Below are 17,502 nucleotides of genomic sequence, written 5' to 3'. Positions count from 1 at the left end.
TCAACCAAAACCCTGGTCAAGATGAACTGGAATCGCAAACCCTTCGAGCGCCTGCTCAGCGCTTGTGCCGCAACCCTCCTGTTTGCAGGTGTGAGCATTGCGCAGTTGCCCACTTCGGTGGACATCGATCTGGTCGAAGGACCAACCGCGAATACGCTCGATGTCCGCCTTCGAGCCAACGGGACCAGCTTCGGGCAGGTGCTCTCGGCGCTGACTTTCACCGTGCGCTGGGTGGACACTTCCCCAGCTACACTCACGGCGGGCTCCTCTCCTTGGTGCTTGGGTGCTTCGTTCCCCATTGCTCCTACCACGCAGGTCCTCGACGGCGGATTCAAGTACCGGACCTACAACGCCATTTCGCTCGTCGCCTTGGATGATGTAGACAATGGCGGCTGCGGCGCCGAATTGCCCGCCGACACCTGGGTGGTGGTTCACCGCATCACGGTGAATAACAACTCGGGATGCACCGCCTTCCAGATCCTGAATGATGGATACACCGCTTCGGCCAACAGGAACTTCTTCATCTCGCTCAACGGCGTCGCCCGGACCGGCACTATTCAGCCGAATAACGTCCTGCGCGGCAGCTGCGCCCCGGACTGCCTCGGCGTGATTGGTGGCACTGCGTTGCCAGGGACGCCCTGCAACGACAACAACGACTGCACGATCAATGATGTGTACACGGGCACCGCTCCGAATTGCGGTTGCGCGGGCACCTTCCAGGACACCGACAGCGATGGCGTGTGCGACGCGAATGACAACTGCCCCAACGTGCCCGGCCAGATCGGCTCAGCCTGCAGCGATGGCGACGATTGCACCATCAATGATGCGCTTGACGCCAACTGCAACTGCGTAGGCACCTTCCAGGACACCGACAGCGATGGCGTGTGCGACGCGAATGACAACTGCCCCAACGTGCCCGGCCAGATTGGCTCGGCCTGCAGCGATGGCGACGATTGCACCATCAATGATGCGCTTGACGCCAACTGCAACTGCGTAGGCACCTTCCAGGACACCGACAGCGATGGTGTGTGCGATGCCAACGACAATTGCCCCACCGTGCCCGGCCAGATCGGCTCGGCCTGCAGCGACGGCGACGATTGCACCATCAATGATGCCCTTGACGCCAACTGCAACTGCGTGGGCACCTTCCAGGATACCGACAGCGATGGCGTTTGCGATGCCAACGACAACTGCCCCACCATCCCCGGACAGATCGGCTCGGCCTGCAGCGATGGCAACGCCTGCACCATCAATGATGCCCTTGACGCCAACTGCAACTGCGTGGGCACCTTCCAGGACACCGACAGCGACGGCGTTTGCGATGCGAATGACAACTGCCCCACTGTGCCCGGCCAGATCGGTTCTACCTGCGATGACGGCAATACGGCCACCATCGACGACGTGATCGACGCCAACTGCAACTGCGTGGGCACCCTGCTCGGCGATGACTGCGAGGGCGTTCCCGGCGGTCCTGCCCAGCCCGGCACCGCATGCAACGACAACGATGACTGCACGACCAACGATGTGTACGACGCGAACTGCAACTGCGCTGGCACCTTCCAGGACACCGACAGCGATGGCGTGTGCGATGCCAACGACAACTGCCCCACGGTGCCCGGCCAGATCGGCTCAGCATGCAGCGATGGCGACGCTTGCACCATCAACGATGCCCTTGATGCCAACTGCAACTGCGTGGGCACCTTCCAGGACACCGATAGCGATGGCGTGTGCGATGCCAACGACAACTGCCCCACCGTGCCTGGACAGATCGGCTCGGCCTGCAGCGACGGCGACGATTGCACCATCAACGATGCCCTTGACGCCAACTGCAACTGCGTGGGCACCTTCCAGGACACCGACAGCGATGGCGTATGCGATGCCAACGACAACTGCCCCACCGTACCCGGCCAGATCGGTTCTAGCTGCGATGACGGCAATACGGCCACCATCGACGACGTGATCGACGCCAACTGCAACTGCGTGGGCACCCTGCTCGGCGATGACTGCGAAGGCGTTCCCGGCGGCCCAGCCCAGCCCGGCACCGCGTGCAACGACAACGATGACTGCACGATCAACGATGTGTACGACGCGAACTGCAACTGCGCCGGCACCTTCCAGGACACCGACAGCGATGGCGTGTGCGATGCGAATGACAACTGCCCCACCGTGCCCGGCCAGATCGGCTCGGCCTGCAGCGACGGCGACGATTGCACCATCAACGATGCGCTTGACGCCAACTGCAACTGCGTAGGCACCTTCCAGGACACCGACAGCGATGGCGTATGCGATGCCAACGACAACTGCCCCACCGTGCCCGGACAGATCGGCTCGGCCTGCAGCGATGGCGACGATTGCACCATCAATGATGCGCTTGACGCCAACTGCAACTGCGTGGGCACCTTCCAGGACACCGACAGCGACGGCGTTTGCGATGCGAATGACAACTGCCCCACTGTGCCCGGCCAGATCGGTTCTACCTGCGATGACGGCAATACGGCCACCATCAACGACGTGATCGACGCCAACTGCAACTGCGTGGGCACCCTGCTCGGCGACGATTGCGAGGGCGTTCCCGGCGGCCCTGCCCAGCCCGGCACCGCGTGCAACGACAACGATGACTGCACGATCAACGATGTGTACGACGCGAACTGCAACTGCGCCGGCACCTTCCAGGACACCGACAGCGATGGCGTGTGCGATGCGAATGACAACTGCCCCACCGTGCCCGGCCAGATCGGCTCGGCCTGCAGCGACGGCGACGATTGCACCATCAACGATGCGCTTGACGCCAACTGCAACTGCGTAGGCACCTTCCAGGACACCGACAGCGATGGCGTATGCGATGCCAACGACAACTGCCCCACCGTGCCCGGCCAGATCGGCTCGGCCTGCAGCGATGGCGACGATTGCACCATCAACGATGCCCTTGACGCCAACTGCAACTGCGTGGGCACCTTCCAGGACACCGACAGCGATGGCGTGTGCGATGCCAACGACAACTGCCCCACTGTGCCCGGCCAGATCGGTTCTACCTGCGATGACGGCAATACGGCCACCATCGACGACGTGATCGACGCCAACTGCAACTGCGTGGGCACCCTGCTCGGCGACGATTGCGAGGGCGTTCCCGGCGGCCCGGCCCAGCCCGGCACCGCGTGCAACGACAACGATGACTGCACGATCAACGATGTGTACGACGCGAACTGCAACTGCGCCGGCACCTTCCAGGACACTGACAGCGATGGCGTGTGCGATGCCAACGACAACTGCCCCACGGTTGTCGGACAAATCGGTGAAGCCTGCGACGACGGCAACATCGGAACCGAGAATGATGTGCTGAACGCGAATTGCGAATGCCAGGGGACACCGGTTGGTGGCTGCGACCATCCTGTGAACCTGGTGATCGAGACCGACGCGAACGGCAGCGAGACCAGTTGGGAGATCGTGCTGCAGGGTACCGAGATCGCTGTTTGCTCTGGTGGCCCGTACCCCGGCGTGGACAACTCATTCATCGGCGAACAGTGCTGCCTGACCAGCGCATGCTATGTGCTGCGCGTGTTCGATAGCGCAGGCGATGGGATGACCACCGGCGGATACGTGCTCGCCCGCTTGACCGGCGGCCGCATCATCGACAACCGGGACAACGGCGCTGGCTTCACCACGGAGAGCGCCCTAGCGAACGGCGAAGGCTTCTGCCTCCCGCTGGGCAGCGATGAGATCAGCGTGGCCTCGTGCGATAAGGAATGGTGGCTCACGGGCGATATCCTCAATGCGAATGTCAACCCGGCGGTGTCGGCCGTGTGGAGCAGCTTCCCGGCTGGAAGCCCCGAGCGCAGCAGCACAGGTTACCAGATGTGGTGGTTCAACCCCAATGGCAGCTACAGCTTCCGTCGCTACCAGAGCCATAACACAACGAACAGCCTGCCTGCCAGCGCGGTCCGTGCGTCACGGTTCGTGGTGAATGGCTGGCTCGGCAACCAATTGCAGGAAGGCGAGCTCTACAACGTGCGCGTCCGGAGCCGCATCCTCGGCACGTACAGCGAATTCGGACCTGCTTGCCGCTTCCGCCTCGATGCTCAATTGGCCGAATGCCCTCCCACCCAGCTCGTGAACATTCCCGGACATCCGGAGTACTCCTGCGGCGTGACCCGCCAGGCCCCCTCGAACCAGAAGATCTGGGCCTTTGCGCGCCAGGGCGCGGACATCTACCAATTCCGCTTCAGCGTGCCGTCCGAAGGCATCACCTTCAACCGGAACTCCCCCACGCATTGGATTGCCTTGAGCGGACCTGGTGGCAATGCATTCCAGAACGGTACCACCTACGAAGTGCAAGTGCGCATCTCGAAAGACAATGGAGCGACTTGGTGCCCCTTCGGCGAAGCATGCTCTGTGACCATCGATAATGGCGGCAGTGAAATGATCCTCGCGGATGACGCAGGAACTGGCGCCGCAGCCGATATCGAGGCGAGAATGACGGTCTGGCCGAATCCGAATCGCGGCGAACTGCTCAACATGAGCATTGCTGGCATCCCAGTGCCGGATGCGGTCCTCACGATCAACTTGTATGACATGCTCGGCAACCAGGTGGTTTCCACCACCCGTGCGGCACAAGAGGGCATCGTGAATGGCGCGCTCGAACTGCCCGCCAGCATTGGCACCGGCGTTTATGTGGTGCAGGTCACCGGCGCAGGCGGCTCGTGGACCGAGCGCATCATGATCCAGCGCTGAACCTAGGAACTCCTTCCAAGAGGGCCGTCTCGCAAGAGGCGGCCCTCTTGTTTCCGGGGCTTGGTGATGAGCGCTTCATCCATCCCGCCTTTCGGACGGGCGCACGCCATCAAACAATCACGAGGACTGCACATGTCCGAACGCTTTCCGGAATGCCCGGCGAGCTCGAATAGCTCTGGCCTTTGTTCGATTCCAATATTCCATGAGCGACGGCTTCTCAAGGCTCGAAAAGCCCCCACGCCTCTTGCCGATCCTTGCTCGGCATCATGCATCCTCACAACATGAATTGCCGCCATCAACACCGCAGGGCCGATCTTTGCCCATTGCAGCGCGCATCACGGGCTTCTAAAAAGCAGAATCACCATGGCCGGCATCAACTACCTCAAGTGGCTCCACGAAGTCGAACTCTCGGACATCCCGACCGTGGGAGGCAAGAATGCCAGCCTCGGCGAGATGATCCAGCGCCTGAGCAAGTTGGGCGTGAAGGTTCCCGGGGGCTTCGTGGTCACCGTGGCGAGCTACGAGGCCTTCATCGCGCACAATGAGTTGGACCAGAAGATCAAGGACCTGGTGGCAGGATTGGACCCCGACGATGTGGAGAGCATCCGCCGTACCGGCCTCAGCGTGCGCACCCTGATCAAGAACGGCAAGTTCCCGGAGGAGATCTGGAAGGGCATCCTCAAGCGTTATGAGGAGATGAGCCAGCAATACGGACAGGAACAAACGGACGTGGCGGTGCGTTCCTCCGCCACGGCTGAAGACCTACCGGATGCTTCGTTCGCCGGTCAGCAGGAGACCTATTTGAACGTGCGCGGCCCCCAGGACCTGATCAGCGCCGTCCGCAACTGCTTCGCCTCGCTCTGGACCGATCGCGCCATCGTTTACCGCCACGGGCTGGGCTACGACCATTTCGAAGTGGGCATCAGCGTGGGCGTGCAGAAGATGGTGCGCTCAGACCTCGGTGCGAGCGGCGTGGCCTTCAGCCTCGATACGGAGAGCGGCTTCAGGGACGTGGTGCTGATCAACGGCAGTTATGGCTTGGGTGAGATGGTGGTGCAGGGCGCGGTGAGCCCCGATGAATTCCTCGTCTTCAAGCCGACGCTGAATCAGGGCTACGCCTCCATCATCGAGAAGAAGCTGGGCCACAAGGACAGGAAGATGATCTACGGCGTGGAGCCCGGCAAGCCCACGCTCACCATCCCCACGGAGCGGCCCATGCGCAACCGCTTCTGCATCACCGACGAGCAAGCGCTCGAAGTGGCGAAGAGCGTGGTGGCCATCGAGAAGTACTACAGCGACAAGAAAGGAACCTGGTGCCCGATGGACGTGGAGTGGGCCGTGGATGGATTGACGAAGGAGCTCTTCATCGTGCAGGCGCGGCCGGAGACGATCCACAGCCGCGGCGATGCGGACAAGGTGGTGGAGTTCAAGCTCAACCACACGGGCAAGGAGAACGTGATCGCCAAAGGCATCGCCGTGGGCGCGAAGGTGGGCGCAGGCAAGGTGCGCATCCTCTTCAGCCTGGACGGTCGTGGAGGCAGCACCGACGGCAAGGACTTCCAGCAGGGCGATGTGCTCGTGACCGACATGACCGATCCGGATTGGGAGCCGATCATGAAGAAGGCCAGCGCCATCATCACCAACAAGGGCGGACGCACCTGCCACGCGGCGATCGTGGCGCGCGAAATGGGCGTGCCCGCCATCGTAGGCTGCGGCAACGCCACCGACGTGCTCGAGACCGGCATGGAAGTGACCGCGAGCTGCTGCGAAGGCGATACGGGCATCATCTACAGCGGCATCATCCCCTACCAGAAGGAAGAGACCTCGCTCGCCGATCTGCCGCACGTCAAGACGCCCATCATGCTCAACGTGGCCAGCCCTGACCTGGCCTTCAAGTTCGCGGCGCTGCCGAACGCAGGCGTGGGGCTTGCCCGCGAGGAGTTCATCATCAACAACTACATCCAGGCGCACCCGCTCGCGCTCCTGCAGCACAAGGAGCTCGGCGACGTGAACCTCAGCGGCAAGATCAGCTACCTGATCAACGGCTACGAGGACGAAGAGACCTTCTTCGTTAAACGACTGAGCTACGGCATCGCGAAGATCGCCAGCGCCTTCTACCCCAACAAGGTGATCGTGCGCTTCAGCGACTTCAAGAGCAACGAGTACAAGGGCTTGCTGGGCGGCGAGCACTTCGAGCCCGACGAGGAGAACCCGATGATCGGCTGGCGCGGCGCATCACGCTATTACAGCGATGCCTACAAAGAGGCCTTCGGGCTGGAGTGCAAGGCCATCCGCCGCGTGCGCGAGAAGATGGGTCTGAAGAACGTGGTGGTGATGATCCCCTTCTGCCGCACCGTGACCGAACTGAAAAAGGTGATGGCCGTGATGAAGGAGTATGGACTGGAGCGCGGCAAGGAGGGCCTTGAGCTTTTTCTCATGGCCGAGATCCCCAGCAACATCATCATGGCCGATGAGTTCGCGCAGTACATCGATGGCTTCTCCATCGGCAGCAATGACCTCACGCAGCTCACCCTCGGCCTCGACCGCGACAGCGCACTGGTCTCGCACATCTACGACGAGCGCAACGAGGCCGTGAAGCGCATGCTCCGCATGCTCATCACCAGCGCCAAGAAGACCAAGACCAAGGTGGGCATCTGCGGCCAAGGGCCGAGCGACTTCCCCGACTTCGCGCAATTCCTCGTGGAACTCGGTATCGATTCCATCAGTGTTACACCCGACTCGCTGCTACGAACGATCAAAGCGATCGCAGAAGTGGAGGCGAAGCTGCCGGGGGATCGGGTGAGGGCGTAGCACGCAGCTTGGCTTCCGCAGGATTCGCCAACTTCGCCGTACACGCCCAGCACCATGGACCTCCTGCACCACATGACCGAGTACTACAAAGGCGAACGCCTCGGCGCGATCTGCTACACGGTGGGCGGCATCGTTTTCCTGTTACTGGCCTTCGCCTTCTGGAAGGTGGCGGAGCCGGGCACGATCACGCGCGGCATGCTGGTGCCCGTGGCAATCGTGGGATTGCTCGGCGCAGGCGCCGGTCCCGTGCTCCTGCGCAGCAACAACCTGCGGCTGGAACAATTCCCGAAGGAGATCTCAGTCGATGCAGCGACCTTCCTCGCAAAGGAGGTACCCCGCATGAATGGCGTTCATAAGACCTGGCTGCCGTTGAAGATCGCATGGACGGTACTGCTGATCGCCGGGGTCTGCCTGGCCTTCATGGGCGGCACGCCGATCTGGAAAGGCGTTGGACTTGGGCTGCTCCTGATCGGCACCGTTGGCCACACGGTGGACGGCATCGCGAGCGAGCGCAGCCGCATCTATGTTGAACGCCTCGCCGAGGCAAGCTGAAGGCACATGCACGTTGGCGCCCCCTGCGTGCGTTAGGCAAGCATGAAAGCCCTCCTGGTCCTTGCCCTCATCCTGTTGCTGAGCTCTTGCGCCAGCAATTACAGCGTGCGCAAATGCGATGGGCGACGCGGCGAACGCGTGCCCATGGGCGTGCTCTAGCCGCTCCGGTCACTTACCCTGCTTCATCCAACGCAAGGCGTCGAGCACGGCCTGGCGCAGGATGGTCGCATGGTCGCGCTTGGCCAGGTAAGCATATTCGACACGGATGCCCTTCCCCCTGCGCAGCAGCGCCGCGAGCTGTTTCGATCAGCGTTCGATGCTCCTGCCCTCTTTTCCCACGGCGATGAAGAACGCATGCGGCGCTGTCCGGTGAGTAACCCTGCGGGAGCACGATGTTCAGGATGCGATCCTCGCCGAGCGCGTCTGACCGCAAGGTGCTCGTCACTCCGATCGTGAAGGGCCGCAGCGACTGGGTGATCAAGGCCGGCCCGATGGCGGAAATGAGCGCGTACCTGCGCATCGCAAGAGGAACATTTCCCGTGCCCTCAAGGCCCGAGCCGTTTCAATTGGCTGCCGTATGCGGCGGTCATGCCAATGGCCATCAGGGGGCCGAAGACCCCGAGCATGTCCCATGGGAGGTAGAGGTGCGGCGCGAAGATCCCCAGCAACTGCGCCGCCGCATAGAGATGGAATCCGCTTCGTTTCGCTCGCCAGATGCCGATGGCCCCCGCCAGCCGCAGCACCGTGCGCAGGAAGAAGATGCCCATGATGGCGGCGCCATGCGCGTGCAGCAGGGCGATCATCGCATCGAATTGGTCCGGATCCTCGCCACCGAGCATGCCGCGCGCGTCATCGAAGAGGGCATTGAACTCATCGAATGGCATCTGCTGCACGGCCAGCATGGCCAGGATGCCCAAGCCATAGATCAGGACGAAAACGCCGCTATTGATGAAGGAAAGGATCCCCAATCCGAAGATGAGGCCCGGTCGTTCGGTGCTGCCGGAACTGTCTGGCAGGAAGGTGGAAGGCATGGCTTGATTGCGAGGCCGGCAAGGTACCGTCAGAAAGGCTGTGGAGCCTCTCGACTCCGAGCATTGGGGATGCTCGCCTTCCTTTGCCGCATGCACCTGCGCAGGCTCGCCAAGGTCGAGGAGATGCTGCCTCTGCTCCCGCTCATCCAGCAGCTCACCCCTTCGCTCCCCGAATCTGATTACCGTTCATTGATCGAGGCCATGATCCCGCACCGCTACGCCATGCTCGCCGCCTTCGAGGGCAATGCCTGCCTAGGCCTCAGCGGCTATTGGATCGGCCACAAGCTCTACTGCGGCCGCTACTTGGAGATCGACAACTTCGTGGTGGATGCCAAGCACCGTTCGCGCAGCATCGGGCAGTTGCTGGTGGACGAGCTGATCCGCATCGCGCAGCGTGAAGGCTGCGCTCATGTGATGCTCGATGCGTACTTGGAGAACACGGCGGGCCATCGCTTCTATGAGCGCCATGGCTTCGTGAAGCGCGGGTATCACTTCATCAAGCCGCTCTGATCGGCGAGCCGCTGGGCGCTATCCGCGCTTCCTTTGCGGCATGGCCACCATCACCATCGAGCTTCGCGGCGAGTACATCGAGCTGAATCAATTGCTGAAGCTCGCCGGCGTGTGCGACAGCGGCGGTCAGGGCAAGCAGCTCGTAGCTGAAGGGCGTGTGAAAGTGGATGGCCAGGTGGAAATGCGCAAGACCAACAAGATCCGCGCAGGCCAGGTGGTGGAGTGCGAGGGAGCGAGGATCGAGGTGATGACACCGCTCACATCGCCGCCCTCGTGACCTTCACGTAGTCCAGCTTCAGCACCTCATTCCCCAGAAGCGGCTCGCGCAACTCCAAGGCACCGGCGCGCTTGCCGCCGCCCGCTGCCGCCCCCACCTTCAACGCAGCGTTGCAGCGATCGATGCTGATGCGCGGCGCCGACACCCGCGTGGCGATCACGAAGCCATCGTCCCACCAGCCGATGCTGCTGAGGTTGAGCTGCCCGCTGATGTAGTCGATCACCGGAGCGCTCATCCTGCCGTTCCAGTAGATGCCGCTGAGATCAACTGCAGCGCGCGGCGGCATGTTCACATGGATGCTGGCCTTGCGCGCGGCGTGCTCCACATGGAAGTTGGATAGCACGAACTGCTTCACCACGGTGTTGCGCGCGGGCTGGTCCTCCTTGCCATCGATCGCTGCGCTGAGGAAGAGGTCGTGATCGCAGGGCGTCCCTTCGCTGATGCAATCCGCCATGCGCACTCCGCTGCTGTGCAGCACGCTGAAGGCTTGCGTGGTGGTGGCCGTGCAGTACACGCGGCATTGCTCCAGCACCGTGTGGTTGCTCTGGCTGTTGCTCCACGATGCGCCGGGCCAATCGCCTTGTCGCACCACGATGCCGCGCGCCTTGGGATTCGTGACCAGCACATTGCTCACTCGGGCCATCAGGCAGAAGCGCAGGTCGATGGCCGCCTCGCTCTGTCCCACGCAGCGCACGTTCTCGATCACGCTGCCAAGCGTGGCCTTCAGGTCGATGGCCTTCCTGCCGCCCTCGATGGCCGCGAAATCGCGGATCGCGTAGCGGCTGCCCACGCGGGCCAGCGCATCCTTCTGGTCCTTGATCGCGCGTGTGAAACCGTTGCTGTTGGGCCCGAGCACCAGCTTCGCCCCTGCCCCATCGATCACGAGCAGTTGGGCGTCGGGCAGCACGATGTCGGTGTTGCACTTGTACACGTCAGCCGCAGAGAACGTAACGCGCGTGGCATCCTTGGGCAGCGTCGCGAAGAAGCCGGCGACATCGTTGGCGGGGACGATGTAGTCCTTGGCCCAAGCGGCATTCAATGCAAGGAGCAGGGGGAGCAGCGTGCAGGCGCGCATGGCCGCAATCTAGCACGCTGGGTGGGCGCCTAATTTGGCGCCATGGCCAAGTTCATGGACCGCCTCGATGACCGGCTCATGGCATTCATCGCTGCGCAACGGATGTTCTTCGTGGGCACGGCGCCTAATCATGGAAGGGTGAACCTCTCACCGAAGGGCCTTAACACCTTCCTTGTGCTCTCACCTCAACGAGCGGGTTATCTGGACCTGACAGGAAGTGGCAACGAAACGGCTGCGCACCTGCGCGATAACGGAAGGCTCACATTCATGTTCTGCGCGTTCGAAGGTGCCCCCTTGATCCTGCGCCTCTACGGAACTGGACAGGTGGTGCGGCCCGCCGATGAAGGCTGGCTTGCACTCCGTCCTTCCTTCGGCGATACCATCCCCGGCGAGCGGCAGATCATCTTGCTCCACATAGAATCGGTGCAGACCTCGTGCGGATTCGGCGTGCCCTTGTACACGCACGAAGGCGAACGGCAACAACTGATCGACTGGGCGGTGAAGAAGGGCGAGGACGGGGTGCGTGCCTACCAAGCCGATAGGAACGCGCGCAGCATCGATGGACTCCCGGCATGAAGCAAGCCCTCCTCCTCATCCACGGCTTCCCGCTCGACGGGAGCTTCTGGCAACCGCAGGTCGAAGGCCTCTCATCGGTTGCTGAGGTGCTGGCGCCCGATCTGCGCGGCTTCGGCACTGACCGTCGCGAAGTGCCACGCGCCATGTCCATGGAAGCCTATGCCGATGACCTGCATGCCCTGCTCGATGAGCGCGGCATCGAGCGCGCCGTGCTCTGCGGCCTGAGCATGGGAGGTTACGTGGCCATGGCCTTCGCGGAGCAATGGCCGGAACGCGTGCAAGGGCTGATCCTCTGCAACACCCGATCCTCCGCCGACACCGATGAAGGCAAGGCCGCACGCGAACAGACCGCATCGGATGCGCTGGACAAAGGAGCGGCCGTGATCGCCCGCGCGATGATCCCGAAGGTGCTCAGTGAACGCACGCGGCGGGAACAGGCTGATGTGGCCGCACGCGTTGAAGCGATCATGGCAAGCCAACGGCCAGAGGCCATCGCAGCGGCATCACGCGGCATGGCCCTCCGTGCCGACCGCACGCATGTGCTGAGCAACTTCAACGGACCTGCACTGATCATCACCGGTAGCGTTGATGCCCTGATGCCCCTGCCTACCAGCGAAGCCATGCATGCTGCTTTGCCCGGCAGTCGATTGGTGGTGATCGAGGGCGCTGCGCACCTCAGCCCCGTGGAGGCCCCGGAGCGCTTCAATGCAGAGGTGTCGCTGTTCCTCAAGCAACTTGCGTGAACCATGCTTGAACCCGATCTCTCCGCATTCCCGGTCCTGCGCACCGAACGCTTGGTACTGCGCGAGATCACCGCGGCCGACGCGCCCGCGCTCTTCGCCTTGCGCACGGATGAACGCGTGATGCGGCACCTGGCCCGCCCGCGCGCCAGCACAGAGCAGGACGCCGCCGGACTCATCGAACAGATCGCCGAAGGCCGGAGCAAAGGGACCGGCATCACCTGGGGCATCAGCTTGATCGAAGCACCGGAATTGATCGGCACCATCGGCTTCTACCGGCTCCGTCCCGAGCACTACACGGCGGAAGTGGGCTACCTGCTCAGCCCTGATCAGTGGCGCAAGGGGTTGATGACGGAAGCCTTGACCGCCGTGACCGCGCATGGATTCGGTATGGGATTCTGGCGGATCGAAGCCATCACGGATCCGGCCAACGGGGCCTCCCGTGGCTTGCTGGAGCGCAGCGGATACCGGTACGAGGGAACCTTGCGCGGCAATCTCCACTGGCAAGGCAAGCAGCTCGACTCCGCTATGTACGCCCGTTTGGCCTCGGACTGATGGGTCCGTCGGCTAGTTGAAGGCTTCCAAGGAAAGCATCGCAGCCCTCGCCGAGTAACCGTGAGCCACTGAGCGCATCGGTTAGCTTGGCGCCCAAACCACTATTTGCGAATGCGCGCTCTTTCCGCTCTTCTCCTCGCTTCCATGCCCACGGTCGCCCTCTTCAGCCAATGCCCCGCCGGGCAGATGGAGATCACCATTGAGGTGCTCACCGACGATTGGGGCAACGAGACCTACTGGCAGCTGGTGCCCTTCGGCAACGCGTGCAATCAGGCTCCGATCTTCATCGGCGGCAATACCACGGCGCTGGGCTGCGCCAGCGGCGGCACCCAGACCTCGCCCGCCGGAGGCTACGCCAGCAACAGCACTTTCACCGAGGGCCCATGGTGCCTCGATGAAGGCGTGCAGTACAACATCATCAGCATCGATAGCTACGGCGATGGCCAGGCCACTTTCCGGGTGCGGGCCAATGGCGCGGTAATCGGTGAGTTCGATGAGGATGGCGGCTTCCACATCTTCACCTTCCTGGTCCAGGAGCCGCTAGCACTCGACATGGGCGTCACCGCGCTCACCACGCCGCTGTACAACCGCATCGGGCTCGAGACGCGCTTCAGCGGCGTGCTGCGCAACTTCGGATCGGCCACCGTCACGGACTTCACGCTGAATGCCGCGCTCGATGGCAATGTGGTCTTCACACAGCCCTACAGCGGCATGAGCATCGGCTCTGGCAACAGCTACGAGTTCCTCACCACGGACGCCTGGATGCCCGCGAGCCCGGGGGGCACCGTGCTCACCGTGTGGGCCAGCGACCTGAATGGCAGCGCCGATGAGGACCCATCGAACGACATGGCCACGGCTGATCTCTGGGTGAATGATGTGATCCCCGACCTGGTTCCGGCGATCATCGCCAATGGCAGCGAGATCACCATCGTGGCCGACGACGACGAGGACCTGCTCACCCCGCGCGACATCGCCTGGCACCCCGATCCCGCGCGCAACGAGATCTGGGCGATCAACAAGGATGTGCCCGGAACCGGTGGCAGCACCGTGCGCTTCTTCAACCCCGGCGAACCGAATCAGGCCCACCTCTGGCAACGAGATCCAAGCGCGGGCCATTTCATGAGCCTGCCCACCGGCATCGCCATGGGCGACAACGGCAACTTCGCCACCAGCCCGGGCATCTTCGACGCCAACCAGAACGGCGGCGATCCTTTCACCGGACCTACGTTGTGGAGCGCAGACCCCAACATCTACGCCTTCCCCGGTGAAGGCCCGCTGGGCAGCCACCTCGATATGCTGCACGTGAATCCGCGCAGCCAGGGCATCGCGCACGACCGCTGGAACCGCTATTGGGTGGTGGACGGCCACAACGGCGATGTGGTGATGAACGACTTCCGCGAGGACCACGGTCCGGGCAACACCTGGCACGGCGATGCCGTGATCCGGCGCTACGGCGGCGTCACCATCGTGCGCGACCCGAATGACCACATCGTGAGCCATTGCGAATTGGACAAGCGAACCGGCTGGCTCTACGTAGTGGACCATGGCAACCAGCGGATCCTGCGCCTCGATACGCGCAGCGGGAGCGTGAATGGCCCCGCATCCTTCGGTCCTTGGGAGAGCTACGTGGAGTACACTCAGATGAGCGGCCACATCTGGGAGACCATCATCACCACCGGTCTGGTCCAGCCAGCGGGCATCGCCATCAGCGGCGACCACCTGCTGGTGAGCGACCATGCCAACGGCGACATCGTGATCTTCGACATCAGTGAAGGCGGCAGCTTCGCAGAGCTGGGACGGATCCAGACAGGCGCAGCTGGCATCATGGGAATCGAGGTGGGCCCCGATGGCCGAATCTGGTTCGTGAACGCCACCACGCATGCGCTCGGCGTCATCGGCGTCGATGAGAACGTGGGCATCGCGGTGGCGCCGGCCGCGCAGCTCCGCGCCTACCCCAACCCGGCCAACGACCGCATCTTCATCACAGAAGCGCAGCGCTTGTCGCCAGCAACACCGATCAGCCTGCGCGATGCCGCCGGCCGCATCGCCATGCAAAGCACCGCTGGGGCTGCCGTGAATGGCATCGATGTATCGGCCTTGGCCCCTGGCGCCTATGCCCTGGAACTGGCCGGTGGCGCCACCCGGATCGTGATCGCCCGCTGACCTTCCTAATTTCGCCCTCGTTCGCCGAAGCAACCATGTGCAGGCGCAAAGCATGAAGACGATACTCCACCTCGCCGTCGCCTTGGCCATCACCGGCACCGTGCGCGCGCAAGATGACGCCAAGCCTGCCCAAGCCGAGCAGCAAACCGCGGTAACACCCGTGCTCCCTCCGAAGTCCACCCCGCAGATGATGGCCAAGGAACTGGGCCTCTCCGATGCGCAAGTGGAGGACCTCAACCGCATCGACCGCGAATACGGCGAGCGCTACAAGGAATTGAACCGGCAGAACCTCGAACAGCAGGCCAAGCGCGCCAGGACCATCGAGCTGCGCGACCAGAAGCAGGCCGAGATCCAGAAGGCGATGACCGCCGAGCAATGGGCGCTTTGGCAGCAGATGAAGCAGGCCCAGCGCGATGCCTCTCTGAAGGCCCGCGAGGAGCGCAAGGCGAAGCCGGTGCATCAGGAGTGATCGGATTCCCTTATCGCCGCCGCCTGCGCCCATCGAAGCGCACAGGCAGGATGTACTGAACGGCGTGCGGCTTGCGCAGCACAGTGCCGGGCTCCCAACGCGGCATTCCACGCACCACGCGAACGGCTTCCTCATCGCAGCCATACCCAAGGCCGCGCTTCACCTCCGGGTCATGCAGGGCGCCCGTGCTGTCAATTAGGAATGTGATATAGACGCTGCCCGAAATGCTGGCCGCCAATGCCGCTTCGGGCATGCGCACGTTGCGGTCGAGGTACTTGTACAGGGCCTGTTCTCCGTTCGGGAAGGACGGTAATCGTTCCATGCGCCTGCCAATGATCAGACTGTCTGCATCAGCTTGAGCCAGTCCGGCATTCGAGCACAGCAGGAAAAGCATCAACGGCAACAGCATCCTCATGGCTCAAACCGGAGTTTCACCTGCATGCGCGTACTCACCTTGTGGTAGCCCAGGCGTCCAGGCTCCCAAGGGGAGGAGGCTTGCGCTGCGCATTCGATGCGGCGATTGAGACCGGTGCAGCCTCCCTTCACCACCTGCGGATCAGCGATGGCGCCGTCGCGCTCAACCGTGTAGCGCAGCACCAGCATTCCGCGAGCGGGGCATTGCCTGAACGTGGTATCCGCAGGGCAGCCTTCCATGCGCACGATCCGCTCCGACCACCGCTCGATGCCTTCGGGGCAGCGCGGCTGGATATCCAGTTCGCGCGGCGAATAAAGTCCCATGCTATCGGGCACCGTGCCCAGCCGCTGCGTGCTGCGTCCCACCGGGATCTGGATGCCGATGCCGAATTGCGCTGTGGCCTCCATGGCGATGAGCAGCAGGAGCAGGACCGTGAAGCGCATGACCAAAGTTAGCCCCGCCGCGAAGGCCGCGGCTACATTCGCCGCAATCGCACTGACCGCGCACCACCGATGAGCAACGTGTACTACCCCGACTACCTGCAGCTCGACAAGATCCTCAACGCGCAGGAGCTGGAGAGCGTGAAGCACGGCGCGCCCGCGCACGACGAGATGCTCTTCATCATCATCCACCAGAACTACGAGCTCTGGTTCAAGCAGGTGCTGCACGAGGTGGGCAGCGTGATGGATCTCTTCGCCGACGGGCATGTGGACGATGATGGCGGCGAGCTGAGCATCGCCGTGCACCGCCTGGGCCGCGTGCACAGCATCCTGCAAGTGCTGGTGAAGCAGATCGACATCCTGGAGACCATGACGCCGCTCGACTTCCTCGACTTCCGCGACATGCTGCGGCCCGCGAGCGGATTCCAGAGCATGCAATTCAAGATCCTCGAGGCGAAGCTCGGCCTGCGCATGGAGCAGCGCTTCGGCAAGCAGTACTACACCAGCCAATTGCGCCCCGAGCACAAGGCGGAGATCGAAGCGCTCGAAGGCCAGCCCACTTTCTTCGACCTGGTGAACGCCTGGCTGGAGCGCATGCCCTTCCTCGATGCGCGCTTCTGGCCAGCAGGCGAAACACCCTTCTGGGAGCAGCACAAGGCCATCTACTCCGCATCGCTCGTGAAAGGCGAAGAGAGCAACCTCGCGCTGTGGGACAGCCTCTTCGTCACCGGCGAGGGGCGGCGCCTCTCCCCGGCCGCCTCGCGCAGCGCGGTCTTCATCATGCTCTACCGCGATGAGCCGATCCTGCAGATGCCCTTCCGCCTGCTGGAGCGCTTGCTCGACATCGACGAGGCGCTGGCCACCTGGCGCTACCGCCACCTCAGCATGGTGCACCGCACCATCGGGCTGCGCGTAGGCACCGGCGGCAGCACCGGCAAGAGCTACCTCGCCGGCGCGCTCAACAGCCACCACATCTTCCAGGAGATCGCCGATCTCAGCAGCTTCCTGTTCGAGCGGAAGCACATCCCGAAGCTGCCTGCTGCACTGCGCGATGCGATGCGCTTTCAAGCGTGATAAGCTCGCCAAGTGGTACCTATGACGCCATTAAGCCGCAGGCGGCAGTATGCAGAGCATGATGCGAAGGCATGTTGCCGCACCCG

General features: G+C 63.0%; 15 protein-coding genes. 11 read left to right on the top strand and 4 right to left on the bottom strand.

The window, feature by feature from the left end; genetic code table 11:
* The first annotated feature begins 21 nt into the window (after positions 1 to 21).
* From IPM12_09145 to IPM12_09135, 3 genes are all read left to right on the top strand, one after another.
* Positions 22 to 4,728: a T9SS type A sorting domain-containing protein gene (locus IPM12_09145; protein MBK9147963.1), complete on the top strand. Its 4,707-nt coding sequence runs from the start codon at positions 22 to 24 to the stop codon at positions 4,726 to 4,728.
* A 363-nt stretch (positions 4,729 to 5,091) separates the two neighbouring features.
* On the top strand, positions 5,092 to 7,539 hold the full coding sequence (ppsA, locus tag IPM12_09140) for a phosphoenolpyruvate synthase (GenBank protein ID MBK9147962.1): 2,448 nt from the start codon (positions 5,092 to 5,094) through the stop codon (positions 7,537 to 7,539).
* Positions 7,540 to 7,593: 54 nt separating this feature from the next.
* The gene (locus tag IPM12_09135; protein ID MBK9147961.1) at positions 7,594 to 8,091 is read left to right on the top strand and encodes a hypothetical protein; all 498 of its coding nucleotides are present in this window, start codon (positions 7,594 to 7,596) and stop codon (positions 8,089 to 8,091) included.
* Positions 8,092 to 8,636: 545 nt separating this feature from the next.
* On the opposite strand, the gene IPM12_09130 is transcribed toward IPM12_09135, so the two are convergent.
* A complete protein-coding gene (locus IPM12_09130) occupies positions 8,637 to 9,122 on the bottom strand; it encodes a hypothetical protein (protein ID MBK9147960.1) in 486 nt (161 codons plus the stop codon).
* 90 nt (positions 9,123 to 9,212) lie between these two features.
* On the opposite strand from IPM12_09130, the gene IPM12_09125 reads away from it, so the two are divergent.
* Both IPM12_09125 and IPM12_09120 read left to right on the top strand, forming a co-directional pair.
* Positions 9,213 to 9,632 carry a GNAT family N-acetyltransferase gene (locus IPM12_09125; protein MBK9147959.1) on the top strand — a complete coding sequence of 140 codons (420 nt, stop codon included), beginning with the start codon at positions 9,213 to 9,215 and terminating at the stop codon, positions 9,630 to 9,632.
* 40 nt (positions 9,633 to 9,672) lie between these two features.
* Positions 9,673 to 9,909 carry an RNA-binding S4 domain-containing protein gene (locus IPM12_09120; protein ID MBK9147958.1) on the top strand — a complete coding sequence of 79 codons (237 nt, stop codon included), beginning with the start codon at positions 9,673 to 9,675 and terminating at the stop codon, positions 9,907 to 9,909.
* Here IPM12_09120 and IPM12_09115 read toward each other — a convergent pair.
* Positions 9,890 to 10,984, bottom strand: coding sequence for a hypothetical protein (locus tag IPM12_09115; GenBank protein MBK9147957.1), 1,095 nt, complete (start codon positions 10,982 to 10,984; stop codon positions 9,890 to 9,892). The genes IPM12_09120 and IPM12_09115 overlap by 20 nt on opposite strands.
* Positions 10,985 to 11,026: 42 nt before the next feature.
* Between IPM12_09115 and IPM12_09110 the strand changes: the two genes are divergently transcribed.
* The 5 genes from IPM12_09110 (at position 11,027) to IPM12_09090 (ending at position 15,487) form a co-directional block, all read left to right on the top strand.
* Complete coding sequence (locus tag IPM12_09110; GenBank protein MBK9147956.1) at positions 11,027 to 11,560, top strand: pyridoxamine 5'-phosphate oxidase family protein; 534 nt, start codon at positions 11,027 to 11,029, stop codon at positions 11,558 to 11,560.
* Positions 11,557 to 12,303 (top strand): alpha/beta fold hydrolase, encoded by a 747-nt coding sequence (locus IPM12_09105; GenBank protein MBK9147955.1) that lies wholly within the window; start codon positions 11,557 to 11,559, stop codon positions 12,301 to 12,303. The genes IPM12_09110 and IPM12_09105 overlap by 4 nt, the downstream gene beginning before the upstream one ends.
* Positions 12,304 to 12,306: 3 nt before the next feature.
* Positions 12,307 to 12,855, top strand: coding sequence for a GNAT family N-acetyltransferase (locus IPM12_09100; GenBank protein ID MBK9147954.1), 549 nt, complete (start codon positions 12,307 to 12,309; stop codon positions 12,853 to 12,855).
* A gap of 144 nt (positions 12,856 to 12,999) precedes the next feature.
* On the top strand, positions 13,000 to 15,018 hold the full coding sequence (locus IPM12_09095) for a T9SS type A sorting domain-containing protein (GenBank protein ID MBK9147953.1): 2,019 nt from the start codon (positions 13,000 to 13,002) through the stop codon (positions 15,016 to 15,018).
* Between the two features lie 52 nt (positions 15,019 to 15,070).
* Positions 15,071 to 15,487 carry a hypothetical protein gene (locus IPM12_09090; protein MBK9147952.1) on the top strand — a complete coding sequence of 139 codons (417 nt, stop codon included), beginning with the start codon at positions 15,071 to 15,073 and terminating at the stop codon, positions 15,485 to 15,487.
* Between the two features lie 10 nt (positions 15,488 to 15,497).
* On the opposite strand, the gene IPM12_09085 is transcribed toward IPM12_09090, so the two are convergent.
* Together IPM12_09085 and IPM12_09080 are read right to left on the bottom strand one after the other, a co-directional pair.
* A complete protein-coding gene (locus IPM12_09085; protein MBK9147951.1) occupies positions 15,498 to 15,902 on the bottom strand; it encodes an energy transducer TonB in 405 nt (134 codons plus the stop codon).
* Complete coding sequence (locus tag IPM12_09080; protein MBK9147950.1) at positions 15,899 to 16,345, bottom strand: hypothetical protein; 447 nt, start codon at positions 16,343 to 16,345, stop codon at positions 15,899 to 15,901. Before IPM12_09080 ends, IPM12_09085 begins: the two co-directional genes overlap by 4 nt.
* 69 nt (positions 16,346 to 16,414) lie before the next feature.
* On the opposite strand from IPM12_09080, the gene IPM12_09075 reads away from it, so the two are divergent.
* Entirely contained in the window at positions 16,415 to 17,416 is a 1,002-nt protein-coding gene (locus IPM12_09075; GenBank protein ID MBK9147949.1) for a tryptophan 2,3-dioxygenase, read from the top strand.
* Positions 17,417 to 17,502: the final 86 nt, after the last annotated feature.

It is taken from the genome of Flavobacteriales bacterium, assembly GCA_016716605.1.
Lineage (GTDB): Bacteria > Bacteroidota > Bacteroidia > Flavobacteriales_F > PHOS-HE28 > PHOS-HE28.
Note: the sequence above shows the minus strand (reverse complement) of the source record. Positions and strands in the feature narration are given on the sequence as shown.